This window comes from Alcanivorax sp., from assembly GCF_019431375.1.
GTDB lineage: Bacteria > Pseudomonadota > Gammaproteobacteria > Pseudomonadales > Alcanivoracaceae > Alcanivorax > Alcanivorax jadensis_A.
In genome coordinates, this window is the sequence record NZ_CP080267.1 from 3,555,143 (window position 1) to 3,578,810 (window position 23,668).

Genomic DNA, 23,668 nt, shown 5'->3' on the forward strand with positions numbered 1-23,668 from the left:
CCGCGAATTTTCGCGGCTTTTTGGTTTTAGGTCGGCGGATGCTTTCAACATCGCAATAGGAGCCTTCTGTGCCCTGCAGGTATGTTCGCAGGCGAGCCCTTTACCCGAAGTTCTGTTTTTTCATCCACGGGATGATGCGCTCGAACGCCTCCTCGATCTGGTCCAGGGAGGTGGAATAGCTGATGCGAAGGGCGTGCTTGCCGGCTTCGCCGAAGGTGTCGCCGGGGATGGTGCAGACGCCGGTTTCGCGCAGCAGTTTCAGGGCCACGTTGGCGCCGTCCACGCCTTCCGGCAGGGATGGGAACAGGTAGAAGGCGCCGTCCGGGCGGTAGCCGGTCAGGTGTGGGGTCTGGCCCACCAGTTCCACCAGCCGGTCCCGGCGATGCTGGTATTCCTCCACCATGGTGTCGATAAAGTTACGACTGCCGCGCAGGGCGGCGACCCCGGCCCACTGGCAGGGCGTGTTGGCCACGGTGGTGGTGAACATGTGGTAGCGGCGCAGTTTCTTGATGGCGCCCTGACTGCCGATCAGCCAGCCGATGCGCATGCCGGCCATGGAAAAGGTTTTCGAAAAGCTGCTGATCACCATCACATGATCCAGGTCCGAGCAGCAGGACAGTACGCTGGGGTATTCCTTGCCATCGTAGATCAGGTGGTCGTAGACCTCGTCGCTGATCACATGAATGCCACGGTAGGCGGCTTCCTCGACAATGGCTTCCACGGTTTCCCGCGGATAGAGCGTGCCGGTAGGGTTGCTGGGGGAGTTGAGGATCACCGCAAAGGTGTTGGGCCCCATGGCGTCGATGACTTCCTGTGGGTCCAGCTGGTGGTTGTTTTCCGCGCGGGTGGGAATCGCGTGGACGGTGCCGCCGTTCATGCGGATCAGCGGGCCGTAGAGCATGAAGGAAGGATCCGGCACGATAAATTCCCGGCCCGGTGCCGAAGTGGCAGTGAGGGCCAGATATATGGCTTCGGTGGCGCCGGTGGTGACCATGATGTTTTCCGGCGACAAAGGCCGTTGGCTGCGCTCACTGTAGTAGTCCGCCAGCGCTTCCAGCAGTTCCGGCAGGCCGGCGTCCATGGTGTAACCGGTCTGGCCCGCATTCAGGGCATCCACGCCGGCCTGGATCACATGACCGGGCGGCTTGAAATCCGGCTGGCCGATGGACAGGTGAATCACGTCTTCCAGGTCCGAGGCCAGATTCACCATACGGCGAATGCCCGGCACCGGGATGGTGAGCAGCGCCGGATTCCAGATCGGGTCTTCGCTTTCGTAGAAATCCGTATCCAGATTGATATTGCCCATTCTGTACTCCTTGTTTGCGGTCCCCCTCGCTGCAGGAGCGTCGTTGGCGGCGCGATTCCGGCAATGGTTATCGCGCCGCCAGCGACGCTCCTGCAGTGGGTGGTTAGATCTGCATCAACGGCGGCAACTGGGTAAACGGCTGCGCCTGTTCAAAGGCGTGGCCGGCGGCCAGTACCCGGGCATCATCGAAGCGCGCGCCGACAATCTGCAGCCCCATGGGTAGGCCGTTGCCGGTGAGCCCCAGGGGCACAGACAGGGCCGGCTGGCCGGTCAGGTTGAATGGATAGGTAAAGGGCGTCCAGGTGGGCCAGCGGGTGCTGGGCCAGTCCACCGGCACCTCCCGGTTGGTGTCAAAAGCATCAAGGGGCAGGGTTGGGGTGATCAGCAGATCGTACTTGGTGTGGAACAGGGCCATGCGTTCACTGACTGCCATGCGTTCGTTCATGGCACCCAGATAATCCAGCATGGACAGTTTCTCCGCCTTCCTGGCCACTTCCACCAGGGCCGGGTCCATCTGATTGCGCTGGCGCTCTCCAAGATCGCGCATGGCGTTGGCGGCGCCGCTGTAGAACAGGTGGCTGAAGGCGGCAAGCGGGTTGCTGAAGCCCGGGTCTGCCTCGGTGACTGTGGCGCCCAGGGCCTCGAATACCTTGCCAGCCTCGAGAACCGCTTTCTCGATGTCCGGATTCACATCCACGTAACCCAGGGTGGTGCTCAGGGCGATGCGCAGCCCTTTCATGGGCTGGTGCAGCGCGGCCAGATAGTCGGTGTTGCGGCGCGGGGCTGCAAGGCTGTCGCGGGGATCCGCTTCGGTAAGCACCTGCATCATCAAGGCTGCGTCGGCCACGGTGCGGGTCATGGGGCCGGCGTGGGCCAGGGTGCCGAAGGGGCTGGCCGGCCAGTGGGGGACTTCGCTGAAGGTGGGCTTGTGGCCGACGATGCCGCAAAACGCCGCAGGAATACGGATGGAGCCACCGGCATCGGTACCCAGGGCCATCGGTGCCATGCACGCCGAGACCGCCGCGGCGCTGCCGCCACTGCTGCCGCCGGGAGTCTTGGCCGGGTTCCAGGGATTATTGGTGGGACCGCACAGGGGGCTGTCGGTGACCCCTTTCCAGCCGAATTCCGGGGTAGTGGTCTTGCCCAGAGGCACATAGCCGTTGCGTTCCAGCGCCGCCACGGCGGGAGAGCGCTTTTCCAGGGTGGAGGCCGGGTCGATGGTGCGAGACCCTTTCAACGTTGGCCACATGGGGGTCAGGAAGACATCCTTTACGCCCACCGGCACGCCATCCAGCAGGCCTTTGCTATTGCCATCGAGATAGCGTTGCTCGGACTCGCGGGCCCATTGCAGGGTGGTATCCCGATCAATCAGGCACCAGGCGTTGAGCGCCTGGTCATGTTGCTCCACATGATCCAGCAGGGTATTGCATACCTCCACCGGGGACAGGGCGCCGGTCTGGTAGGCGGTTTTCAGCGCCAGGGCGCTCATGGTCAATACTTCCTTGCTCATCAAGCTCTTCCTCCACAGTCGGACTTAGCTACTGCTTACATAGCCGTATTCCTTGTTCACCGGGTTGATCAGCGGCTGGTTTCGGCGCCAGCGGTGAAAGTTGTCGACAAACTGCTGTCCCAGGGCCGCCCGCCAGCCGATGAAATCCCCGGCCATGTGTGCGGAGAGCATCACATTGGGCTGGTCCCACAGGGGGTGGTCGGCGGGCAGGGGTTCCTGTTCGAACACATCCAGGGCGGCGCCGCCCAGGCGACCGGTCTGCAGGGCCTGGAACAGGGCGTCGGTGCTGACGATGGCGCCGCGGCCCACATTGACCAACACAGCGCCGGGTTTCATGCGCCGGAACTGGGCGGCATCAAACAGGCCTTCGGTGTCTGGGGTCAGCGGTGCGGTAATCACTACATAGTCCGCATCGCCGAGCAGGGCGGGCAGGTCCTGTTGGCGATGGACCCGGTCAAAGGCGCTGTCCTGGCGAGCGCGCCGGGCGGTGCCGATCACCTCCATGCCCATGGCTCGCAGCACCGTGGCCACTTCCCGACCGATGGAGCCGGCGCCCACGATCAGTGCCCGGCTGCCTTTCAGTAGCCGGGTTTCCCGATGCTGCCAGCGATTTTCTGCCTGCAGGGCCAGATTTGTGAGGGTGTCCTTGGCGAACAGCAACAGGGCGCCGAGCACGTATTCGGCAATGCCACGGTCGAAAATTCCGCGGGCATTGGTGACCACGATATCGCTGTTCTTGATCGGGTCGATCATCAGCGCATCGACACCGGCGCTGGTGGCATGCACCCAGCGCACCGGGCAGTTGTCCGGCCACACCTCTTCCAGCAAGCCGGTACGGAAATCGGTTACCACCAGCACCTGGGTGTCTGGCAGCGCGGCTCGCAGTTCATCAGGCGTACGCACCTCTTGCACCCGGGCGTGGCCGGTGAGGGTGTCCAGCCCCGGCAGCGCCGGCTCGTCTTCGGCCAGTAGTACAGTGATGGTGGTGTCGGTCATCGGGTCTCCTTAAGTTCAGCTACGAGCGGCTAGCTATTAGCTTCTAGCTACAGCGCCTGCGCTGGCAAGAATGGTGCGCGGCGCAAGCCTTGATGCGGCCACTGCATCGAAACGCGTTGTCGCTAGCAGCTCGAAGCTTTTTTTCACGTTTCTTTCAGTGCAGCGGCGAACAGTTCTACCGCCTTGTCGATTTCTGCTTCGCTGACGGTGAGCGGTGGTAGCCAGCGGACCACCTGGCCCTGGCTGCCGCAGCGCAGCATCAGCATGCCGTTAGTTTCGCAGTGCTTGATCAGCCTGGCGGCGCGGTCGCCGTCCGGTGTGTGTGGGGCGCTGACGATTTCCAGCCCCAGCATCAGGCCCATGCCGCGAATCTCGTCAATGCAGTCATGCTGCTTTTGCAGGGCTTCCAGTTGCTGGCGCAACTTGCTACCAAGGGTGTCGGCGCGGCTTACCAGTTGTTCGTTCTCGATCACATCCAGCGTTGCCAGTGCCGCCGCGCAGGCCACCGCATTGGCGCCGTAGGTGCCGCCCTGGGAGCCCGGGTAGCCGTGGTTCATCAGGGCCTTGCTGGCGGCGATGGCGGACAGTGGGTAGCCGCTGGCCAGACCCTTGGCGGTGATGATCATGTCCGGTTTCACCGCAAAATGTTCGTGGCTCCAGAACTTGCCGGTGCGCCCGTAACCGGCCTGGATCTCGTCGGCGATCAGCAGGATGCCATGCTTGTCGCAGCGCTCGCGCAGCCCCTGCATAAAGGCCTGGCCGGCCGGGTAGTAGCCGTATTCGCCCTGTACCGGTTCGATGATCATGGCGGCGGTGTCCGCCGGATTGCACTCGGTGGCAAAGATATGGTCCAGCTCGTGGAGGCAGTCAGCCACACAGGTGTCCATGTCCTGCTTGTAACGGTAGGCATGGGGGAAGGGGGCGATGCTGACCCCGGCCATCAACGGCTGCCAGCCGGTACGCACCTTGCTGGTGGAGGTGGTCAGCGAGGCCGCCGCCAGGGTGCGGCCATGGAAGCCACCGCGAAAGGCAATCAGATTGGGGCGTCCGGTGGCCTGGCGGGCCAGGCGCACGGCGGCTTCCACGGATTCACTGCCGGAGTTGGAAAAGGCCACCGCATCCAGGCCTTTGGGCAGGTGCTCATAGAGCCGGTCGGTAAGCGTGAGCATATTGGGGTGGGTGACGGTGGCGTACTGGGCATGGACCAGTTTTGCCACCTGGGCCTGGGCGGCGGCCACTACCTTGGGGTGACAGTGGCCGGTGGAGGTCACCCCGATGCCGGAGGTGAAATCCAGCCAGCGATTGCCGTCCTGGTCGTAGAGCCAGCTTCCTTCGCCGCGCTCCGCACAAATACCGCTGGATTGCACCAGCAGGGGGGACAAATGACTCATGACGCCTCCTTCCTGTTGTTGGCTTGCCAGTTAGTGGTTTACGCAGCCAGCCACTGGCATAGTCGCTGTCCGGTTTCCCGAGTCCCCGAAAAAGCCTCGCCGTTGGCCTCACGGGCCAGGTCCGCCTTGATCAGGTCATGCAGATGTTGTGCCGCACTGCCGATGGCCGGGTGATGGTGGGCCAGGTTGTCCAGCAGCATGGCCAGGCTCATCAGGGTGGCTCGGGGGTCGGCCAGGTTCTGGCCGGCAATGTCCGGGGCACTGCCGTGCACCGGTTCGAACAGGGCCGGCAAGATGGGTTCGTCCGGGTTCAGGTTGGCGGATGGGGCCAGCCCCGGGCCACCGCACAATACCGCCGCCAGATCGGTGAGAATGTCGCCGTGCAGGTTGCTGGCGACCACCACGTCAAAGCGCCAGGGGCACTGCACGAACTTCATGCAGGCCGCATCCACCAGCTCGTGGTGAGTGTCCACCTCGGGAAATTCGGCGGCAATTCGGTGGAAGGTATCGGTATACAGATCGCCCCAGAAGGGCTGGGCATTGCGCTTGGTAATCAGACACACCTGCGCGCTTTTACCGTCCTTGAACTGACGTGGTGTTTCCCGCTGGGTGGCCCGTTGGCGTGCCCGGTGGAAAGCATGACGGATCAATCGTTCGGTGGCGCGGGCGGTGAACACTTCCACCTGGGTGGCCACTTCCTGGGCGGTGCCCGGGGCCAGTCGGCCCCCTTGGCCGCTGTATTCGCCTTCACTGTTTTCGCGAATCACCAGCATATCCACCTCCCGGGCACGGGGATCGGCCAGATATTGGGGGGCGCCGGGCAGCCAGCGAGCCGGCCGCTCGCAGGCCCACAGCTCCAGTTGCTTGCGCAGGGCCAGCAAGGGAGCCAGGGAGACGCTGTCGGAAAGTACAAAGCGGGACGGTTCATCCAGTGGCCCCGGGTCCCCCAGAGCACCAAGCAGCATGGCATCAAATTTCCGCAGCTGTGCGACCCCGTCGCCTGGCATCATCTCCCCATGGGCCTGATGCCAGGCGTGAGAAGGCCAGTCAAAACGGGTATGGTTCAGCGGCAACTGGTAGCGCTGGATCAGCTGATCCAGCACGGCTTCTGCCACGTCCATGACTTCCGGGCCGATGCCGTCACCGGGGAGCAGGGCAATATTCAGCGTTTGCGTCATCCATAACTCCTGTTAGAGCTACGAGCTTCTAGCCACGAGTTTGAGAACCCATGTTTCAACCGCGCTGCCGGATCTTTTCCGGTTTTAGTGCGGAGGTCGGGTTTGCCTCTGATTCAACCCGAAGTCTGTCTAGCAGCTCGCAGCTAAAAGCTCGAAGCTGCTTTCAGCTACCCATACACAGATACTTGTCTTCCAGGTACTCATCCATGCCCTGGTGGGAGCCTTCACGGCCGAGGCCGGATTCCTTAACGCCACCGAACGGTGCCGCCGCGTTGGAAATCAGCCCCTCGTTGACGCCCACCATGCCACTTTCCAGCGCTTCGGCCACGCGCCAGCAGCGGTGGATATTGTCGCTGTAGAAATAGGCGGCCAGGCCGTAGGGGGTGTCGTTGGCAATGCGGATGGCATCCTCTTCCGTGCGGAACGGGATCACTGCCGCCAGTGGGCCGAAGGTTTCTTCCTGACAGAGCTGGGCATCGGTGGTGACCCCGGTGATCAGAGTGGGCTGCACAAAGCTGCCACCCCGTTGGTGGCGCTGACCGCCGGTGACCACCTTGGCGCCCTTGCCCAGGGCATCTTCCAGATGCTCCATGACCTTGTCGGCGGCATCGCGGTTGATCAGGGCCGCCTGGCTGACACCCTCTTCCATGCCGTCACCCACCTTCATGGCCTCGATGGCAGTTTTCAGTTTTTCCACGAAGGCATCGTGGATGCTGTCCTGCACCAGAAAGCGGTTCACACAGACGCAGGTCTGGCCGGTGTTGCGGAACTTGCTGGCCATGGCGCCTTCCACTGCCTTGTCCAGGTTGGCATCGTCAAAGACGATAAAGGGCGCGTTGCCACCCAGTTCCAGAGAGACTTTCTGGATGTGCTTGGCGCACTGGGCCATCAACTTGGAGCCCACTTCCGTGGAGCCGGTGAAGCTAAGCTTGCGGACAATGGGCGAGTCGGTCAGGGCTGTGGAAATGGCCCCGGCGCTGCCGGTAATCACGTTGAACACCCCGGCAGGAATCCCTGCGCGCTCGGCCAGTTCGGCCAGTGCCAGGGCGGAGTAGGGGGTGGCACTGGCGGGTTTGACCACCATGGTGCAGCCCGCGGCCAGGGCGGCCCCGGCCTTGCGGGTAATCATGGAGGAGGGGAAGTTCCACGGGGTGATGGCGGCGGTGACGCCGATGGGCTGCTTGATCACCACAATCCGCTGGCCGGGTTTGGGGGCCGGGATGGTGTCGCCATAGGCGCGCCGGGCCTCTTCGGCAAACCATTTCAGGAAGGAGGCGGCGTAGGCGATTTCGCCTTTGGCCTCGGCTAGGGGCTTGCCCTGCTCCAGGGTCATCAGCCGGCCCAGGTCGTCCTGATGTTCCATCATCAGATCATGCCAGGCCTCCAGACGTGTGGCCCGCTGTGCAGCGGGGAGATCCCGCCAGGCGGGAAAAGCCCCGTGGGCGGCGTCGATGGCCTGGCGGGTTTCCGCTTCGCCCATACGCGGAGCGGTGCCCAGGCTGTCATCGGTGGCCGGGTTGCTCACGGTGAAGGTGGCGCCATCATCCGCATCGCACCATCGGCCATTGATATAGCACTGCTGGCGAAACAGGGCGTTGTCAGTGAGGGTAACCGTCATCGTACATCTCCCGAGCTTTTTGCACCGTGTTGCGTATTACGCTAGCAAAGCAAGGGCAGATGTCCATGCCAGAAGGGAAAAATCGGTTCGGGGTCTAAGGAAAAGATCAGCTGCGAGCAACGAGCTTCTAGCTGCGAGAAGGAAAGGAATTGGCGGGAAACTAGTCGGCATGGCGCCGGGATTCGGACAAGGAGCAGGCGTGTTAAATGCTGCGGCGCGGCTCAAGGGATGTCGATTGGCACCGGACTTGAACCGCGTCGTAGCTAGCAGCTAGTTGCTTGTAGCTCGTAGCTGGGTTTATCGACGCAACCCCTCGTTCAGGTGCGGTTTGATCTTCTGCAGCAGGCCTTTGAAGACTTTCGGGCTGCCGGCGACGATGCCGCCGCTTTCCAGGAATTTGTGGCCACCGCTCAGATCGCCTACCAGCCCACCAGCTTCGGTGATCAGCAGGGCGCCGGCGGCCAGGTCCCACTCGGACAGGCCGAATTCGAAGAAGCCGTCCAGGCGGCCAGCGGCCAGCCAGGCTAGATCCAGCGCAGCAGAGCCTGGACGGCGCAGGCCGGCGGTGGAGGCGGCGATGTCGGCAAACATGCCCAGATAGGCGTCCATGTGCGGCGCCTGGTCCTTGCGGAACGGGAAACCGGTGCCGATCAGACAGCCTTCCAGACCGGGGCGGTTGGTACAGCGGATACGACGGCCGTTGAGGGCGGCGCCACGGCCGCGGCTGGCGGTGAATTCTTCATCCCGGTTGGGATCATAGATCACTGCGTGTTCCAGTTTTCCTTTGTGTTTCAGGGCGATGGAGACGCAGTACTGGGGGAAGCCATGGATGAAGTTGGTAGTGCCGTCCAGTGGGTCGATCACCCACTGGAAGTCTGCCCCGTCACCCTTGCCGCGGATTTCTCCGGACTCCTCGGCGAGAATGCTGTGATCCGGGTAGGCCTTGAGGATGACCTCAATGATGCGTTGCTCCGCAGCCCGGTCCACTTCGGTGACGAAGTCGTTCATCCCTTTCTTGCTGACAGATAACGGGTCATTGCTTTCGGCGGCACGACGAATCAGGTTACCCGCCTGACGGGCGGCTCGCAGGGCAATATTCACTTGCGGCGCATGCATGCATCTGTCCTCAAAAAAGTTGTCAAAGAGCGCCGGCGGGCAGGGTGCCTTGCCGGGGCGCGGATTGTAGCAGAGCCGGTGCGTTCAGGGCAGCGTTGGAAACCGCTTAATTCCCTTTCCCGGCCACCAGGGCCACTCAGGCAAGGGATAATTGGCTGTTTCTCATGATAACATTGCCGCCTTTTCCGGCCAGACCCGTGTACAGGTACCTTACATGCTAGAAAATGTGCGTATTGTGATGGTGGAAACCACTCATCCCGGCAACATCGGTGCCGCAGCCCGGGCCATGAAAACCATGGGGCTGTCGGACCTGAGGCTGATACAGCCGCGGGATTATCCGTCCGTGGAAGCCACTGCCCGGGCCTCCGGGGCCGGGGATGTGCTGGAAGCTGCGCAGGTCTGCCAGACCCTGGACGAGGCCCTGGAAGGCGCCACCCTGGTAATCGGCACCAGCGCCCGCCAGCGCCGTATTCCCTGGCCGTGCCTGACACCCCGGCAGCTGGCGGCGCAATTGTCCCACGAGCCCGATGACACCCGTATTGCAGTGTTGTTCGGCCGTGAGGATCGCGGGCTTACCAATGATGAGCTGCGCCGCTGCAATCTGCATGTGAGTGTGCCCACCAATCCCGAGTACGGGGTCTTGAATGTGGCGTCAGCGGTCCAATTAATCAGTTACGAGCTGCGTATGGCTCTGCTGGGGGACGATTTCGATCTGAAGGAAGCGCGCTCCCGCCGCGAGGCCATGCCGTTGCCGGAGATGTTCTGGGATGAGCCGCTGGCCAGTAACGAGGCCGTCGCCGGTTTTCTGGATCACCTGGAAAAGGTCATGGCGCAGAGCGGTTTTCTGAATCCGCAGCAGCCAGGCCAGGTGATGACGCGCATGCGCCGTTTGTTTATGCGCGCGCGACCGGACAAAATGGAAATGAGTATTCTGCGTGGTGTGCTGGTGGCGCTGGAAAGAAAAATGCCGCGCAATGACGGGAAGTAGCAAACGCTCCCCGTTGTTATCCAACCGGCTATACCTGAGACGAGGTATCTATGTTTGATCGAGTACGCGAGGACATCGCGTCGGTATTCCACCGGGACCCGGCGGCGCGTAACACGCTGGAAGTGTTGTTGAACTACCCGGGCCTGCACGCCGTGCTGTTTCATCGCCTCGCCCATGGTTTGTGGACGCGCAACTTCAAACAGTTGGCGCGATTCGTTTCCACCTTCGCCCGTTGGTTGACCGGTATCGAGATTCATCCGGGCGCCAAGATCGGTCGACGTTTCTTTATCGACCATGGCATGGGCGTGGTGATTGGCGAAACCGCGGAAATCGGTGATGACGTGACGCTCTATCACGGCGTCACCCTGGGGGGCACCAGCTGGAACAAGGGCAAGCGCCACCCGACCCTGGAAGACGGTGTGGTGGTCGGGGCCGGTGCCAAGGTGCTGGGCCCGTTCACCGTGCACAAGAACGCCAAGATCGGTTCCAACTCGGTGGTCACCAAGGAAGTCCCCGAAGGGGCAACGGTGATAGGTATCCCCGGGCGGGTGGTCAGTAAGCCGATTACCGAGACGGAAAAGAACCGTCAGGAAATGGCAGAAAAGATCGGCTTTCAAGCCTATGGTGTCAGCAACGACATGCCCGATCCGGTGGCTGAAGCCATCCATCTTCTGCTGGATCACATGCACGCAGTGGACAACAAGCTGGACCGTGTCTGCAATAATCTCAAGAAGCAGGGCATTCAGGGTTGCGACGAGAAGTTGCCGGAGTTGAAAGACGAGGATTTCGAACCGGTCAACGCCGGCGGCACGGATTGAAAAGCAGTTAACAGTTAACAGTGAATAGTTAACAGCGAAAACCAAAAAAGCCGCGCCTGGGAGGGCGCGGCTTTTTTTATTCCGGGGGCGCTTAAACGTTAAAGCGGAAGTGCACTACATCCCCGTCCTTGACGATGTATTCCTTGCCTTCCAGGCGCCATTTGCCGGCATCCTTGGCGCCGGCTTCGCCGTTGAATTCGATGTAGTCTTCGTAGGCGGTCACTTCGGCGCGGATGAAGCCTTTCTCGAAATCCGTGTGGATGACACCGGCGGCCTGGGGGGCGGTGGCACCGACCTTGACGGTCCAGGCGCGCACTTCTTTCTTACCGGCGGTGAAATAGGTCTGCAGGCCCAGCAGGTTAAAACCGGCGCGGATGACCCGATTGAGGCCCGGCTCTTCCATGCCCAGGTCGGCCAGGAAGTCGGCTTTCTCTTCGTCGTCCAGCTCGGCAATTTCCGATTCGATTTTGGCGCAGATGGGCACCACGGAGGAGTTTTCCTTCTCGGCCAGTTCGCGCACGGCGTCCAGCAGGGCGTTGTCCTCAAAGCCACTCTCGTCCACGTTGGCGATGTACATGGTCGGCTTCAGGGTCAGCAGGTTCAGGCTCTTGATGGCCTTGCGCTCATCATCGGTCAGATCCACGGATCGCGCCGGTTCGCCTTCATTGAGGGCGGGCAGTACCTTGTCCAGTACCGGCAGCAGGCCTTTGGCGTCCTTGTCCTGCCCCTTGGCAGCCTTGGTGGCGCGCAGGTGGGCTTTCTCCACCGTATCCAGGTCGGCCAGGGCCAGCTCGGTGTTGATTACCGAGATATCGTCCAGTGGTGACACCTTGCCGGACACGTGGATCACATTCTCGTCATCGAAGCAGCGCACCACGTGGGCGATGGCATCGGTTTCGCGGATGTTGGCCAGAAACTTGTTGCCCAGGCCTTCACCCTTGGATGCTCCGGCCACCAGGCCGGCGATATCCACGAATTCCATGGTGGCGGGCATTACCCGTTCCGGGCTGACGATGGCGGACAGCTTGTCCAGGCGCGGGTCCGGCACCGGTACCACGCCGGTATTGGGCTCAATGGTGCAGAACGGGAAGTTCTCGGCATCAATCCCCGCCTTGGTCAGCGCGTTGAACAGGGTGGATTTACCCACGTTGGGCAGACCGACGATACCGCATTTGAAACCCATGACAGACCTCCGTTTTTCGAGGGCGCAATGCTACTCAAGGCGGGTTGAAAAAGCGACCTCCGCCGGGCATTTCGCGGTGAACGGGCAGGTTGCTGGCGGGACGGACGTGTCAGGCGCTGTTGCCGATAAAGACGGAGCGGCCCGGGGCTAGACTGCTGGGGAATCCTTTCTTAACAAGAGTCATCATGGCCGAGCGCATTCTTTACCAGTTCCCCATCTCCCATTATTGCGAGAAATCCCGCTGGCAGCTGGACCACAAAGGCCTGGCGTACCGTACGGTCAATCTTCTGCCGGTGGCGCACCGGTTGCGGACCCAGTGGCTGGCACGGGCAAATACGGTGCCGTTGCTACGTGACGACAAGCGGCGGGTGAGCGATTCCACCCGGATTGCCTACTATCTGGAAAAATATTATCCCGAGCGGGGGTTATTGCCCAAGAACAGTGATGCACGAGCCAAGGTTATCGAACTGGAACAGCAGTTTGACCGCTACGGCGTGCATGTGCGGCGCTGGGTGTATGGGCAGATCCTTGATCGTCCAGAGGTCATGACGGCCCTGGTGGGCGATTGCGGCTTGCCCGGCCCCCTGGAGCGGTTGGCGAAGCCGCTGGTTCGCGAGGCAATACGCCGAGGGTACGCCATCAATCCGCAATTGGTGATGCGGTCCGAGCAGCGGGTGGAAGAGGCCCTGGTGTTGCTGGAAAGCGAGCTGGAGAAAGGCGAGGGGCGGTATCTGGTGGGTGATCGTTTCAGCCTGGCAGACATCACCGCCGCCAGCATGCTGGCGCCATTGCTCAGCCCGAAGGGGTCCCCCTGGGATCTGTTCGATGAAACGACGCTGTCACCGGCATTACGCAAACAGATCGAAAAATGGCGCGCCCGGCCGGCGGGGGAATGGGTGTTGGCGAGGTACGCAGAAGATAGGTAAGAATTTAGCTACGAGCTACGAGCTACGAGCTACGAGCTACGAGCTACGAGCTACGAGCTACGAGCTACGAGCTACGAGCTACGAGCTACGCTCGATCGGAAAGGGGAGGTCTGGAAAGTTCCCAAGACCTCGGTATTTCTACGAAGCCCCCTGTGGGAGCCCATGCTTGCATGGCGAACCGTGCGAAGCACGGCATCGTCCGCAGGACGATCAAAGCTAGAAGCTAGAAGCTACCGTCAGGCTTTGAATCCGTTCAACCGATTCATCGCCCCGTTCAAATCCCCGCGCAGCATATCGGCGGTGTGATAGGCCGCTTCGTCGATGGCGCGGTCGATCAGGTCGCGGTCGGCTTGGGAGGGCTTGTTGAGAACATGGGGGGTGACGCGGTCGGCGGAGCCGGGGTGGCCGATGCCGATGCGTAGCCGGTAGAAATCGCGGCTGTTGCCATGCTTGCTGATGATGTCGCGCAGACCGTTATGGCCGCCATGGCCGCCGCCTTGTTTGAAGCGGGCACAACCGGGAGGCAGATCCAGTTCGTCATGGGCGACGAGCATCTGCGTGACAGGAATTTTGAAGAAGTTCGCCAGAGCGGCGGTGGCCTGACCACTGCGGTTCATGAAGGTGGTGGGGACCAACAGGCGAATGGTTTCGCCTTCGAAGGTAAAGGTGCCGGTAAGGCCGAAGTATTTCTTGTCTTCGGAAAGGAAAACGCCCTGGCGACGGGCCAGGGCGTCCACATACCAGACGCCGGCATTGTGGCGGGTGTCCTCGTATTCGCGACCCGGGTTACCCAGGCCTACGATCAGTCGAACCGGTTCCGCCACAGCCACAGTGCGTCTTATTCCTCGCCAGCGGCTTCTTCGCCTTCGCCGTCTTCGTCGTCAGCAGAAGCACGGACTTTCGGCGCGTGAATCGCGGCTACCGGCTGGTCGTGGTCGTCGCCCAGTGCGAGCTGGGTCAGTTCCACGCCTTTCGGCAGTTTCAGGTCAGACAGGTGAACAATGCTGTCCAGCTCGGCTGCTGCCATGTCCACTTCGATGAACTCAGGCAGGTCCTGCGGTAGACAGCTGACTTCCACCTCGGCGATGTTGTGTTGGATCTCGCCGCCCTGTTTCTTCACACCAATGGAGCTTTCTTCATTGATGAAGTGCAGGGGCACGTTCATGGTGATCTTGTGGGTCTTGTCCACACGCAGGAAATCTACGTGCATCGGGTGACCTTTGGCCGGGTGACGCTGCATGTCACGCAATACGGCCTGCACCTCGGCGCCGTCCAGTTTCAGGGTCAGCACGTGGCTGTAGAAGGCTTCGGTTTCCAGGGCCTTTTTCAGTTCACGCAGTTCCACGCTGATCATCTGCGGTTCGGCGTCGCCACCGTAAATGATGCCGGGAACACGTTCTTGCAGACGACGCAGGCGGCGGCTCGCACCTTTCCCCATGTCGCTGCGGCTTTCAGCGAATAGCTGGAATTCATTGGACATGATATGTCTCCATTTAGCTCTCGGGCTTCCCGCGACCAGGTCGGCCAGAGAGGTTGATATAACCACGGAGGATTCCGCGGGGGCGCGATTATGCAGGAAAAAGGCGCTGCGTGCCAGCGGAAAGGGCTTCAAGCCACAAGCTACAAGCTGCAACACGGTTTGGGATTGGGGCGGCCTAGAATGAAAGAGGCCGCGCACAGGAGCTGTGCGCGGCCTCAGGGGCTTCAATCTGGCAACAATTCATGTCGTGTTGAAGCTTGTAGCTTGATGCTTGCCGCTGATTTACACCAGCTCCAGCCGGTCGAACATGGCGCTCAGGGATTCTTCGTTGTTCACCCGGCGGATCGTTTCGGCCAGCATGGGCGCCAGGCTGAGTACGCGGATGTTGGCGCAGGCGCGGCCGGCTTCGGACAGCGGGATGGTGTCGGTGACTACCAGCTGGTCCAGAGCGCTGTTGGCGATGTTGTCGATGGCCGGGCCGGACAGTACTGGGTGGGTAATGTAGGCGTAGACCTTGGCGGCGCCGTGGTCTTTCAGGGCCTGGGCGGCCTTGCACAGGGTGCCGGCGGTATCGACCATGTCGTCGACCAGGATACAGGTGCGGCCTTCCACTTCACCGATGATGTGCATCACCTGGGATACATTGGCCTTGGGGCGGCGCTTGTCGATGATGGCCAGGTCGGCATCGTTGAGTTGCTTGGCCAGGGCGCGGGCGCGAACCACGCCGCCCACATCCGGGGATACCACCATCAGGTCATCGTGGTTCTGACGCTCGATGTCCGCCACGATCAGTGGGGTGGCGTAGACGTTGTCCACCGGAATGTCGAAGAAGCCCTGAATCTGATCGGCGTGCAGGTCAACGGTAACAACACGGTCGATGCCCACGGCAGTGATCATGTCGGCAACCACCTTGGCGGTGATCGGAACCCGGGCGGAGCGCACCCGGCGATCCTGGCGGGCGTAACCGAAATAGGGCATCACGGCGGTGATCCGGCCTGCAGAGGAGCGACGCAGGGCGTCGGCCATCACCAGCAACTCCATGATGTTGTTGTTGGTGGGGTTGCAGGTGGATTGCACGATAAAGACGTCTTTGCCGCGCACGTTTTCCTGGATTTCCACGGCGACTTCGCCATCGCTGAAGGTGCCCACATCGGCGTTGCCAATGGGCAGGTTCAGATGTTGAACCATGGCCTGGGCCAGTTCGGGATTAGCGTTACCGGTGAAAACGACGAGTTTGGACACTGGCGTCCCTCTTGAGTCGTGAATTTCGGGAGCCTCCGAGGAAAGGGGGGAGGGCTCCGGGCAAGAAAATGGCTGGGGTACCAGGACTCGAACCTGGGAATGACGGGATCAAAACCCGTTGCCTTACCAACTTGGCTATACCCCAACACTCGGTTTCAGGTCTGCACTATTTGCCTATTTGTGCAGATTTACCTGAATTCTGTGTCGCTCAAAACTTCGCCAGTGTCTCTCCCAGTATCTGGTGGAGAGGAGAAGTATTACAGCTTCGAGCAACGAAACCTGTCCAGTGTTGTGGCAACTGTTGCAGCAAATGCTGCCCCTGTTGCTTTCCGGTGAGGCGCGCAAAACAACAAGCGCCGGTGCCGGTCATACGGGCGTTACCCGTATGATGCCTGAGCCAGTGGAGCAATTCTCCGATTTCCGGAAAATGCCGGATTGCTGCCGCTTCACAGTCGTTGCGAAAGTCGCGGGTCAGCACCACCTCAAGCGAGGCCGGTAATTTACTGACGGGGGTATCCCTTGTCAATTGCCGGTCGCCGAAAATTCGAGCAGTTGATACATGAATTCCCGGATGAACGACCAAAAAATCAGCATTCGGCAGAGAAACGGGGGTAATTTGCTCGCCAACACCTTCTGCCCAGGCACTTTTGCCGCGCACGAAGACCGGCACATCTGCCCCCAGCGATAGCCCCAGTTCTGCCAGGGTGTCCTCGGAGAGATTCAGCTCCCACAGTGCATTGAGCCCCAGCAGGGTAGTGGCCGCATCCGAGGAGCCGCCTCCTACACCGCCGCCCATGGGCAAGTGCTTTTCCAGACGGATGCGTGCCCCTTTGCGGCAGCCGGTATGGGCTTGTAGCAAGTGGCCAGCGCGCAGGATCAGGTTGCTGTCGTCTGTGGGTACCTCAGCCTGGTCGCACTCCAGGGTCAGGGTGTCGGCCGGTGCAAAGTGCAGGGTGTCGCCCTGGTCGAGCAGGGCAAACAGGGTCTGCAGCTCATGGTAGCCGTCCGGACGACGTCCGGTGATATGCAGGAAAAGGTTCAGTTTGCCGGGGGCCGGAAGGGTGAGCATGGTCATTTTTCGGCACCGGGCTGCCAGTCCTTGATCAACAGGGTGAAACGGTTGCCGTTCTGTCGTGCCTTGATGCGATAGGGCAGGGTGACCCCGGCCACGGGCTGATAACGGTCGAATTCCAGGCTCCAGCCCAGTTGCTGCAGGGTTTGCAGATGGCCGCTTTCGTCATAGTCAGCCTCGCCACGGGCGCCGGGCCAGGGCAGCCCCCGGGCCCAGTATTGCAGGGCGGAGACCGGCAGCCAGAAGCCGGTCAGGTGCCAGGCCAGCTCCCCCGGACTGCGTGCCTGATACTGCTCTTTGGCGGTAATCAGTTCCGCCCGGCCACTGTCCCAGCGCAAATCAGCGCTGCCGAATCCCAGGGGACCGGAAAAGCGGATCTGGCCACGGTTGGGTTTCTGGGTCCAGTCGAAGGACGCACTGCCGCCGTCATTGGCGGTGCGGTAGCCGAGCTTGCCGCTCATTGCCCAGCGGTCGATCTGGTTGGGATGCTCGAAGGTGCCAGTGGCGGTGGGGCGCGACTGACAGGCGCTCAGAGCCAGGGCCAGCAACGTCAGGGTGATAATACGGGTGGGGCTCAGGGTCACAGGCGGGCTCCGAGTTTTTCCATGACTTCGCGGATATGGGGGGCGTCCGGATTGCTTTCCAGGGTGTCGCGCCATACCTGGCGGGCCTGGTTCTGGGCGCCCAATACCCAGAGGACTTCACCGTAATGGGCGGCCACTTCCGGGTCGGGGAATTTTTCATAGGCCCGGCGTAAATACTCGCGGGCGGCTTCCGGCTCGCCGCGCTTGTAGAGAACCCAGCCCATGGAATCCAGGATCGCCGGGTCATCCGGGCGCAACTCCAGAGCCCGGGAGATATAGTCGAAGGCTTCATCCAGGCGCTGGGTGCGGTTGGCCAGGGTATAACCCAGGGCGTTGAGGGCGCTGGCATCGTCGGGGTTGATTGATAACACGTGCCGAAGGTCGCTTTCCATTTTGGTCAGATCGCCGATGGATTCCGCGACCATCGCCCGGCTGTAGAGCAGCTCGGTATTGTCGGGTTCTGCCTTGACCGCCCGGTCCAGCAGAGCCAGAGCTCCCTGAGGGTTGCCGGTGTTACTACGCATTTCCGCTTCAGTAATGGTCAGGCTGGTGCTCAGTTCCGGGTGCTTCCCGGCGAGGCTGGCCATCAGGGCGCTGGCTTGATCCTGATTGTTCAGCTGGTAAAGCAGGCGAGCGGCCTGAACGTTGGCTCGAACGGCTTGACCGCCCTGGACTTTCAGGTAGTGATCCACTGCCTCATTCAGATCTTGCGCCTGTTCGGCGGCCTGACCCAGGTAAAGGTGCATGTCATCGGGGCGATAGTTTTCAGAAAGCAGGGCCTGGAGTTCCTGACGGGCCGAGTTGGTGGCGCCGGCTTCCAGCGCCAGCAGGGCCAGGGAGAAACGCAAATCCAGATCCTGAGGGTGCTGTTCGGCCAATATGGACAGCTGCTTTTCTGCGTTTCCTGTGGCGCCGGTGGCCAGCAGCATGCGGATATAGGTAATGCGGGGGCGCCGCGCATCCGGGTATTTACGCACCAGTTTTTTCAGGTGGCGAAGCGCTTTTTTTTCTTCGCCGAGTTTGTGCAGTAACTGAGCCTTGAGTAGCAGCGCATCTTCGTGCCGAGGCATCAGATCCAGTGCCCGTTCGTCTGCCTCCAGGGCGCCGGCATAATCGCCTTCCTGTTCAAGCCAAAGCGCGCGGGCGTACCACAGCGGTGCCTGATCCGGATAACGGTCGGAGAGTTGTGCCAGTGCCTGGACCAGTTGCCTGTTGCCCTGGGCATCCAGTCCGCGTGCCTGGCCGACCAGGCGACCCAGAGCTTCACCGCCGTGTTCGCCAAGCAGGGTGTCCAGGTAACGGCTTGCGGCGTCAATATTGCCCAGCCGGATTTCCGAAAGAATGGCCAGTTGCAGGGCCTCTTCCTCAGCGGGTTCCTGTTCCAGCCATAGCTCGCTCAGTGCCAGGGCCTGTTGATGGTCTTCCAGATAATGGGCCAGCTGGGCCGCCTGGCTGATCACTTGTGGGTCACCAGTGTTACGGGCTGCCTGGCTGTAATAGGCCAGGGTCACGCCAAGAGATTGACGTTGGGCGGCCACTTCCGCCACCAGCAGATCGGAAAGGGTCTCGCTGTCATAGCTCGGGGCGGCCCGGGTGGCTGCAGGGGGCTCGGACTCAGCGGCTGTTGGGGCCGGTGTCTTGCTGGCGCAGCCGTTAAGCAACAGGGCGCCGCAAAGTGGCAAAAAAAGGAATCGCGTCATTAAAGGAGGTATGCCTGTTTTATGGTCCGGGTATCATGGCACAGCGATCCGGGATTGCCCAAACTCGGGTGTCATAAGTCCTTCCTATGCCGTTGATTCGGCGGGCCATCATTGTTTTGGGGGGCGCTTTCACGCAAAATGCGTGACCCTTGCGTGGCCTGTTTTCACCGGGCTATTGCCTTCTGACGGGATTGGCAGTCAGAGAGTTCCATGAGCTGCCAATACGCGTGTAAACCGGTGAGGAAAGTGGCCCGGGTCTGCTGCGGGCACGAGAATCTATGAATCTAGTCGCTGTTGGCGTAAATCACACCACCGCGGATGTGGAGTTGCGTGAACGTCTGGCGTTCTCCACGCAGCAGGCGGAAGTGGCGCTGGCCAGCTTGCGAGACATGCCCGGGGTGCGCGAGGCGGCCCTGCTCTCCACCTGTAACCGCACCGAGCTATATTGTCTGGTTGACGAGACGGTGCCGGATTTTGCCGCCTGGTTGGCGCAAAGTCGCCATTTGCCGGTAGATAAACTGGTGTCCGTACTCTACCAGCATCAGGGTGAGCAGGCTCTCGAACACATGATGCGGGTGGCTGGTGGGCTGGATTCGCTGGTGCTGGGTGAGCCGCAGATTCTGGGCCAGATGCGCGAAGCCTACGCCCGTGCCCATGAGGCGGGGTTGTTGGACGGCGAGTTGTCGAGGCTGTTCCAGGAAGTGTTTTCAGTGGCCAAGCGCATCCGGACAGAAACCGGAATCGGTGCCAATCCGGTATCCGTAGCCTACGCAGCGGTGTCCTTTGCCCGCCATATCTTTGCCGATCTGAAAAAGAGCCGGGCCCTGTTGATCGGGGCCGGTGAAATGATCGAACTGGTGGCCCGCCATCTGAGTGAGCAGCAGGTCAGCGAAATCATCATTGCCAACCGCACCCAGCAGCGTGCCGCGGAGCTGGCCGCCAGTGTGGGTGGGCGAGGAATCAGCCTGGAAGAGCTACCGGTGGCCCTGGAACGGGCAGATATCCTGATTTCCTGTACGGCGGCGCCGCTACCTATCCTGGGCAAGGGCATGGTGGAGCGGGCGTTGAAGAAACGTCGTCACAAACCCATGTTCATGGTGGATATTGCCGTGCCCCGGGATATCGAACCGGAGGTGGGAGATCTGGATGACGTCTATCTGTATACGGTGGATCACCTGCAGGAAGCCATTCAGGAAAATGTCCGAGCCCGCCAGCAGGCGGCCCAGGAGGCGGCCGAGCTGATCCGTGATGCCATCGTGCGTCACCGTCGCCAGCGCCGTGAGCAGGATGCGGTGAGCGTGTTACGCGAGTATCGGCAACAGCGTACCGCCCTGGCTGAGAGCGAGCTGGAAAAGGCCCTGCAGCAATTGCATAACGGTGGTGATCCGGAGCAGGTGCTGCGCAAGTTTCAACACTCCCTGGTCAACAAGTGGCTACACACGCCCAGTGTGACCCTGCGCAAGATGGCGGCGGAGGGCCGGGCGGAGTCATTGTTGCTGGCCCGCGAACTGTTGCTTGACGACCCGGATAACTCGTCCGAACCGAAATAATCCCCGCCACGGGTTTCCTGAAGAGGCTCTGAGGACTCTATGAAAGCGTCTTTGCAAGGCAAGCTGGAAAAGCTGGCTGACCGTTTTGAAGAATTGTCTGCCCTGTTGTCGGACCCGGACATTATCGGCAACCAGAAAAAGTTTCGTGATCTGTCCCGGGAATATTCAGAAATCGACCCGGTGGTGAAGTGCTATCAGGATTATCTGAAAGCGGCTGCCAATCTGGACGCGGCCAGGGCAATGCAGGATGACAGTGATCCGGAAATGCGCGAAATGGGCCAGGAAGAGGCCCGTGACGCGACGGCAAAGATGGACGCCCTGGCCGACGAACTGCAGAAGCTGATGTTGCCCAAGGATCCCCGCGATGGCGCTAATGTGTTTCTGGAAGTGCGCGCCGGTACCGGTGGTGATGAAGCCGCCATTTTTGCCGGCGATCTGTTTCGCATGTACAGCAAATATGCCGAGCAGAACGGCTGGAAAGTGGAGCTGGTCAGTGCCAGCGAAGGTGAGCATGGCGGCTTCAAGGAAGTGATCGCGCGGGTTATTGGCGAGGGTGTCTATTCCCGCTTCAAGTTTGAGTCCGGCGCCCATCGGGTGCAGCGGGTTCCCGCTACGGAATCCCAGGGGCGTATTCATACCTCCGCCTGTACCGTTGCGATCATGGCGGAAGCGGAAGATCTCGGCGATATCCAGATTCGCAACGAGGACCTGCGTATAGATACCTACCGTTCCTCCGGTGCCGGTGGCCAGCACGTGAATACCACCGACTCCGCCGTGCGCATTACCCACTTGCCCACTGGTGTGGTAGTGGAATGCCAGGACGAGCGTAGCCAGCACAAGAACAAGGCCAAGGCCATGAGTCTGCTCAGCGCCAAACTGTATGATGCCCAGCAGAATGCGGCCCATGCGGAACAGGCGGCCGAGCGTAAATCCCTGGTAGGCTCCGGCGACCGTTCCGAGCGTATTCGCACTTATAACTATCCCCAGGGCCGGGTCAGCGATCATCGCATTAACCTGACGCTCTACCGGCTCGGTGAAATCATGGAAGGGGACCTGGATGAGCTGCTGGGTGCGCTAATGTCCGAACACCAGGCGGATCTGCTGGCGACACTGGGCGACAGCTGAGATGCGCATCGACACCGCGCTGCGTCAGGCCCGTGAGCGGCTGGCAGCTTCCCCCAGTGCGGATCTGGATGCCCAGATACTGCTCTGCCATGTGCTGGACCGTCCTCGTAGCTACCTGTTTACCTGGCCCGAGCGGGCGCTGAACGAGGAACAACGGCAGCGCTTCGAATCACTGCTTACTCGTCGTGAGGCGGGCGAGCCGGTGGCCCACCTGACCGGCCAGCGGGAATTCTTCGGGCACAATTTTCTGGTGACCGCCGATACCCTGATCCCGCGCCCGGACACAGAAACTCTGGTGGAGCTGGCTCTGCAGCTGGGGCCTGCGGGCCCGGCCCGGGTGGTGGACCTGGGTACTGGCACCGGTGCCATTGGCCTGTCTCTGGCCCTGGAGCGTCCCCAGTGGCAGGTAACGCTGACTGACCTGAGTGCAGCCGCCCTGTCCGTGGCAGAGAGCAATGCCCGTCAGCTGGGCGCTCGCGTTACCCTGCAGCAGGGCAGCTGGCTGCAAGGTTGCGATGGCCCCTTTGACCTGATCGTCAGCAACCCGCCCTATATCGACCCGACGGATCACCATCTTGAAGAAGGCGATGTGCGCTTCGAGCCGCGTTCTGCGTTAGTGGCAGATCAGCGGGGCCTGGCGGACCTGGCCTTCATCATCACTCAGGCCTCCACCCGGCTGGTTGCCGGCGGCTGGTTGCTGCTGGAACATGGTTACCAACAGGGTGGCGAGGTGCGTGCGCTGATGGAGGCGGAGGGTTTTGACGCGGTGCGTACAGAGCGGGATTTGGGGGGGAATGAGCGGGTGACGTTGGGGCAGTTAACAGTTAATAGTGAATAGTTAACAGCGAAAACCCCAAAAGCCGAACCGTAGGGTGGAGACCGGGTATTTCCTCAGTGAACTCTGTGTTCTCTGTGTTCTTTGTGTTCTCTGTGGTAAATGATTTTTTATAACGCGCTTGCGGGCCTGCGAGAGAATCATGCTTAACGACGACCAGCTACTTCGCTACAGCCGCCAGTTGATGGTGGAGGAATTTGATCTGGCCGGGCAGGAAGCCCTGGCCGGGGCGCGGGTGTTGGTGGTGGGCTGTGGCGGGCTGGCCAATCCGGCGGCGTTGTACCTGGCCGGTGCCGGGGTTGGCGAGCTGCTGCTGGCGGATGATGATGCGGTGGAGCTGAGTAATCTGCATCGGCAGGTGGCTTTCCGGGGCAAGGATGTGGGCCAGTCCAAGGCCGAGGCCCTGAAGGCGCAATTGCAGGCGCTGAACCCGGACGTGTCGGTGCAGGCGCACACAGTGCGGGTGGATGCGGACTGGCTGGACCGGGAAGTGGCGTCGGCCACTGTGGTGCTGGACTGCACCGATAATTTCGCTACCCGGCAGAGTATCAATCAGGCCTGTGTGACTCACCGGGTGCCGCTGGTCAGCGGCGCCGCCATCCGCATGGACGGGCAGTTGGCGGTATTCGATCTGCGCCAGCCGGATAGCGCCTGCTACGCCTGTGTCTATGGTGACGGCACCGACGGCGACCTGGCTTGCAGTCAGGCAGGTATTGTCGGCCCGGTGGTGGGTATCGTCGGCACCCTGCAGGCGCTCGCCGCCATACAGGTACTGCTGGGTAAGCCCTTGCCAGAAACTCTGCGGCTGTTCGACGGCCGCACCTTGTCCTGGCGGGAAATGCGTTTCCACAAGGATCCGGCCTGCCCGGTCTGCTCCCGGCGATAGTTGCAGAACAGGGGTGAATTGCGAGAAGTGAGCCTCAAAAGGCCCTCCCTCGACGCCCCAGGTTTCGCTCCTCCCTCCTCGAAGCTAAAAGCTGCCACTTACACAGCGACACTGTTTCCCCTCTCTGCCCGGGCGTAGGCTTGAAAGTAGTCTACTGTGGAGGC

The 23,668-nt window shown here is 61.3% G+C and carries 21 protein-coding genes and 1 tRNA gene; 7 read left to right on the forward strand and 15 right to left on the reverse strand.

Annotated features, from left to right (window positions below):
• Positions 1-100 precede the first annotated feature (100 nt).
• From KZ772_RS16710 to suhB, 7 genes are all read right to left on the reverse strand, one after another.
• Complete coding sequence (locus KZ772_RS16710; protein ID WP_290537576.1) at positions 101-1,306, reverse strand: pyridoxal phosphate-dependent aminotransferase; 1,206 nt, start codon at positions 1,304-1,306, stop codon at positions 101-103.
• A gap of 103 nt (positions 1,307-1,409) precedes the next feature.
• Positions 1,410-2,816 carry an amidase gene (locus KZ772_RS16715; protein WP_290537577.1) on the reverse strand — a complete coding sequence of 469 codons (1,407 nt, stop codon included), beginning with the start codon at positions 2,814-2,816 and terminating at the stop codon, positions 1,410-1,412.
• A gap of 24 nt (positions 2,817-2,840) precedes the next feature.
• Positions 2,841-3,812, reverse strand: coding sequence for a D-2-hydroxyacid dehydrogenase (locus tag KZ772_RS16720; protein ID WP_290537578.1), 972 nt, complete (start codon positions 3,810-3,812; stop codon positions 2,841-2,843).
• 143 nt (positions 3,813-3,955) lie between these two features.
• Positions 3,956-5,203 (reverse strand): aspartate aminotransferase family protein, encoded by a 1,248-nt coding sequence (locus KZ772_RS16725; protein WP_290537579.1) that lies wholly within the window; start codon positions 5,201-5,203, stop codon positions 3,956-3,958.
• A 38-nt stretch (positions 5,204-5,241) separates the two neighbouring features.
• On the reverse strand, positions 5,242-6,381 hold the full coding sequence (locus KZ772_RS16730; RefSeq protein WP_290537580.1) for an isocitrate/isopropylmalate family dehydrogenase: 1,140 nt from the start codon (positions 6,379-6,381) through the stop codon (positions 5,242-5,244).
• Between the two features lie 163 nt (positions 6,382-6,544).
• On the reverse strand, positions 6,545-7,999 hold the full coding sequence (locus tag KZ772_RS16735) for an NAD-dependent succinate-semialdehyde dehydrogenase (RefSeq protein ID WP_290537581.1): 1,455 nt from the start codon (positions 7,997-7,999) through the stop codon (positions 6,545-6,547).
• A gap of 297 nt (positions 8,000-8,296) precedes the next feature.
• The gene (gene suhB, locus KZ772_RS16740) at positions 8,297-9,115 is read right to left on the reverse strand and encodes an inositol-1-monophosphatase (RefSeq protein WP_290537582.1); all 819 of its coding nucleotides are present in this window, start codon (positions 9,113-9,115) and stop codon (positions 8,297-8,299) included.
• A gap of 214 nt (positions 9,116-9,329) precedes the next feature.
• Between suhB and KZ772_RS16745 the strand changes: the two genes are divergently transcribed.
• Complete coding sequence (locus tag KZ772_RS16745; RefSeq protein WP_290537583.1) at positions 9,330-10,103, forward strand: RNA methyltransferase; 774 nt, start codon at positions 9,330-9,332, stop codon at positions 10,101-10,103.
• A 50-nt stretch (positions 10,104-10,153) separates the two neighbouring features.
• Positions 10,154-10,921 (forward strand): serine O-acetyltransferase, encoded by a 768-nt coding sequence (cysE, locus tag KZ772_RS16750; RefSeq protein WP_290537584.1) that lies wholly within the window; start codon positions 10,154-10,156, stop codon positions 10,919-10,921.
• Positions 10,922-11,012: 91 nt separating this feature from the next.
• Here the strand turns inward: cysE and ychF are convergent, their stop codons facing one another.
• Positions 11,013-12,104: a redox-regulated ATPase YchF gene (gene ychF / locus KZ772_RS16755; protein WP_290537585.1), complete on the reverse strand. Its 1,092-nt coding sequence runs from the start codon at positions 12,102-12,104 to the stop codon at positions 11,013-11,015.
• Between the two features lie 185 nt (positions 12,105-12,289).
• On the opposite strand from ychF, the gene KZ772_RS16760 reads away from it, so the two are divergent.
• Complete coding sequence (locus KZ772_RS16760) at positions 12,290-13,030, forward strand: glutathione S-transferase family protein (protein WP_290537586.1); 741 nt, start codon at positions 12,290-12,292, stop codon at positions 13,028-13,030.
• A gap of 236 nt (positions 13,031-13,266) precedes the next feature.
• On the opposite strand, the gene pth is transcribed toward KZ772_RS16760, so the two are convergent.
• From pth to KZ772_RS16795, 7 genes are all read right to left on the reverse strand, one after another.
• Positions 13,267-13,854: an aminoacyl-tRNA hydrolase gene (gene pth / locus KZ772_RS16765; RefSeq protein ID WP_290511452.1), complete on the reverse strand. Its 588-nt coding sequence runs from the start codon at positions 13,852-13,854 to the stop codon at positions 13,267-13,269.
• A gap of 14 nt (positions 13,855-13,868) precedes the next feature.
• Positions 13,869-14,510, reverse strand: coding sequence for a 50S ribosomal protein L25/general stress protein Ctc (locus tag KZ772_RS16770; protein WP_290537587.1), 642 nt, complete (start codon positions 14,508-14,510; stop codon positions 13,869-13,871).
• Between the two features lie 282 nt (positions 14,511-14,792).
• The gene (locus KZ772_RS16775) at positions 14,793-15,752 is read right to left on the reverse strand and encodes a ribose-phosphate diphosphokinase (RefSeq protein WP_290510618.1); all 960 of its coding nucleotides are present in this window, start codon (positions 15,750-15,752) and stop codon (positions 14,793-14,795) included.
• A 69-nt stretch (positions 15,753-15,821) separates the two neighbouring features.
• A tRNA-Gln gene (locus tag KZ772_RS16780) sits at positions 15,822-15,897 on the reverse strand.
• Positions 15,898-15,960: 63 nt separating this feature from the next.
• Positions 15,961-16,827 (reverse strand): 4-(cytidine 5'-diphospho)-2-C-methyl-D-erythritol kinase, encoded by an 867-nt coding sequence (gene ispE / locus KZ772_RS16785; protein ID WP_290537588.1) that lies wholly within the window; start codon positions 16,825-16,827, stop codon positions 15,961-15,963.
• Positions 16,824-17,408, reverse strand: coding sequence for a lipoprotein insertase outer membrane protein LolB (gene lolB / locus KZ772_RS16790; RefSeq protein WP_290537589.1), 585 nt, complete (start codon positions 17,406-17,408; stop codon positions 16,824-16,826). The genes ispE and lolB overlap by 4 nt, the downstream gene beginning before the upstream one ends.
• The gene (locus KZ772_RS16795; protein ID WP_290537590.1) at positions 17,405-19,108 is read right to left on the reverse strand and encodes a tetratricopeptide repeat protein; all 1,704 of its coding nucleotides are present in this window, start codon (positions 19,106-19,108) and stop codon (positions 17,405-17,407) included. Before KZ772_RS16795 ends, lolB begins: the two co-directional genes overlap by 4 nt.
• A gap of 278 nt (positions 19,109-19,386) precedes the next feature.
• On the opposite strand from KZ772_RS16795, the gene hemA reads away from it, so the two are divergent.
• From hemA to moeB, 4 genes are all read left to right on the forward strand, one after another.
• Positions 19,387-20,658: a glutamyl-tRNA reductase gene (gene hemA / locus KZ772_RS16800; protein ID WP_290537591.1), complete on the forward strand. Its 1,272-nt coding sequence runs from the start codon at positions 19,387-19,389 to the stop codon at positions 20,656-20,658.
• 39 nt (positions 20,659-20,697) lie between these two features.
• On the forward strand, positions 20,698-21,783 hold the full coding sequence (gene prfA / locus KZ772_RS16805) for a peptide chain release factor 1 (RefSeq protein ID WP_290537592.1): 1,086 nt from the start codon (positions 20,698-20,700) through the stop codon (positions 21,781-21,783).
• A gap of 1 nt (position 21,784) precedes the next feature.
• A complete protein-coding gene (gene prmC, locus KZ772_RS16810) occupies positions 21,785-22,621 on the forward strand; it encodes a peptide chain release factor N(5)-glutamine methyltransferase (RefSeq protein ID WP_290537593.1) in 837 nt (278 codons plus the stop codon).
• Positions 22,622-22,760: 139 nt separating this feature from the next.
• Entirely contained in the window at positions 22,761-23,504 is a 744-nt protein-coding gene (gene moeB / locus KZ772_RS16815) for a molybdopterin-synthase adenylyltransferase MoeB (RefSeq protein ID WP_290537594.1), read from the forward strand.
• The last annotated feature ends 164 nt before the right edge of the window (positions 23,505-23,668 follow it).

Coding starts and splice junctions, on each gene's coding strand:
- KZ772_RS16710 (WP_290537576.1), bottom strand. CDS start 1,306: ATGGGCAATATCAATCTGGATACGGATTTCTACGAAAGCGAAGACCCG.
- KZ772_RS16715 (WP_290537577.1), bottom strand. CDS start 2,816: ATGAGCAAGGAAGTATTGACCATGAGCGCCCTGGCGCTGAAAACCGCC.
- KZ772_RS16720 (WP_290537578.1), bottom strand. CDS start 3,812: ATGACCGACACCACCATCACTGTACTACTGGCCGAAGACGAGCCGGCG.
- KZ772_RS16725 (WP_290537579.1), bottom strand. CDS start 5,203: ATGAGTCATTTGTCCCCCCTGCTGGTGCAATCCAGCGGTATTTGTGCG.
- KZ772_RS16730 (WP_290537580.1), bottom strand. CDS start 6,381: ATGACGCAAACGCTGAATATTGCCCTGCTCCCCGGTGACGGCATCGGC.
- KZ772_RS16735 (WP_290537581.1), bottom strand. CDS start 7,999: ATGACGGTTACCCTCACTGACAACGCCCTGTTTCGCCAGCAGTGCTAT.
- suhB (WP_290537582.1), bottom strand. CDS start 9,115: ATGCATGCGCCGCAAGTGAATATTGCCCTGCGAGCCGCCCGTCAGGCG.
- KZ772_RS16745 (WP_290537583.1), top strand. CDS start 9,330: ATGCTAGAAAATGTGCGTATTGTGATGGTGGAAACCACTCATCCCGGC.
- cysE (WP_290537584.1), top strand. CDS start 10,154: ATGTTTGATCGAGTACGCGAGGACATCGCGTCGGTATTCCACCGGGAC.
- ychF (WP_290537585.1), bottom strand. CDS start 12,104: ATGGGTTTCAAATGCGGTATCGTCGGTCTGCCCAACGTGGGTAAATCC.
- KZ772_RS16760 (WP_290537586.1), top strand. CDS start 12,290: ATGGCCGAGCGCATTCTTTACCAGTTCCCCATCTCCCATTATTGCGAG.
- KZ772_RS16770 (WP_290537587.1), bottom strand. CDS start 14,510: ATGTCCAATGAATTCCAGCTATTCGCTGAAAGCCGCAGCGACATGGGG.
- ispE (WP_290537588.1), bottom strand. CDS start 16,827: ATGACCATGCTCACCCTTCCGGCCCCCGGCAAACTGAACCTTTTCCTG.
- KZ772_RS16795 (WP_290537590.1), bottom strand. CDS start 19,108: ATGACGCGATTCCTTTTTTTGCCACTTTGCGGCGCCCTGTTGCTTAAC.
- hemA (WP_290537591.1), top strand. CDS start 19,387: ATGAATCTAGTCGCTGTTGGCGTAAATCACACCACCGCGGATGTGGAG.
- prfA (WP_290537592.1), top strand. CDS start 20,698: ATGAAAGCGTCTTTGCAAGGCAAGCTGGAAAAGCTGGCTGACCGTTTT.
- prmC (WP_290537593.1), top strand. CDS start 21,785: ATGCGCATCGACACCGCGCTGCGTCAGGCCCGTGAGCGGCTGGCAGCT.
- moeB (WP_290537594.1), top strand. CDS start 22,761: ATGCTTAACGACGACCAGCTACTTCGCTACAGCCGCCAGTTGATGGTG.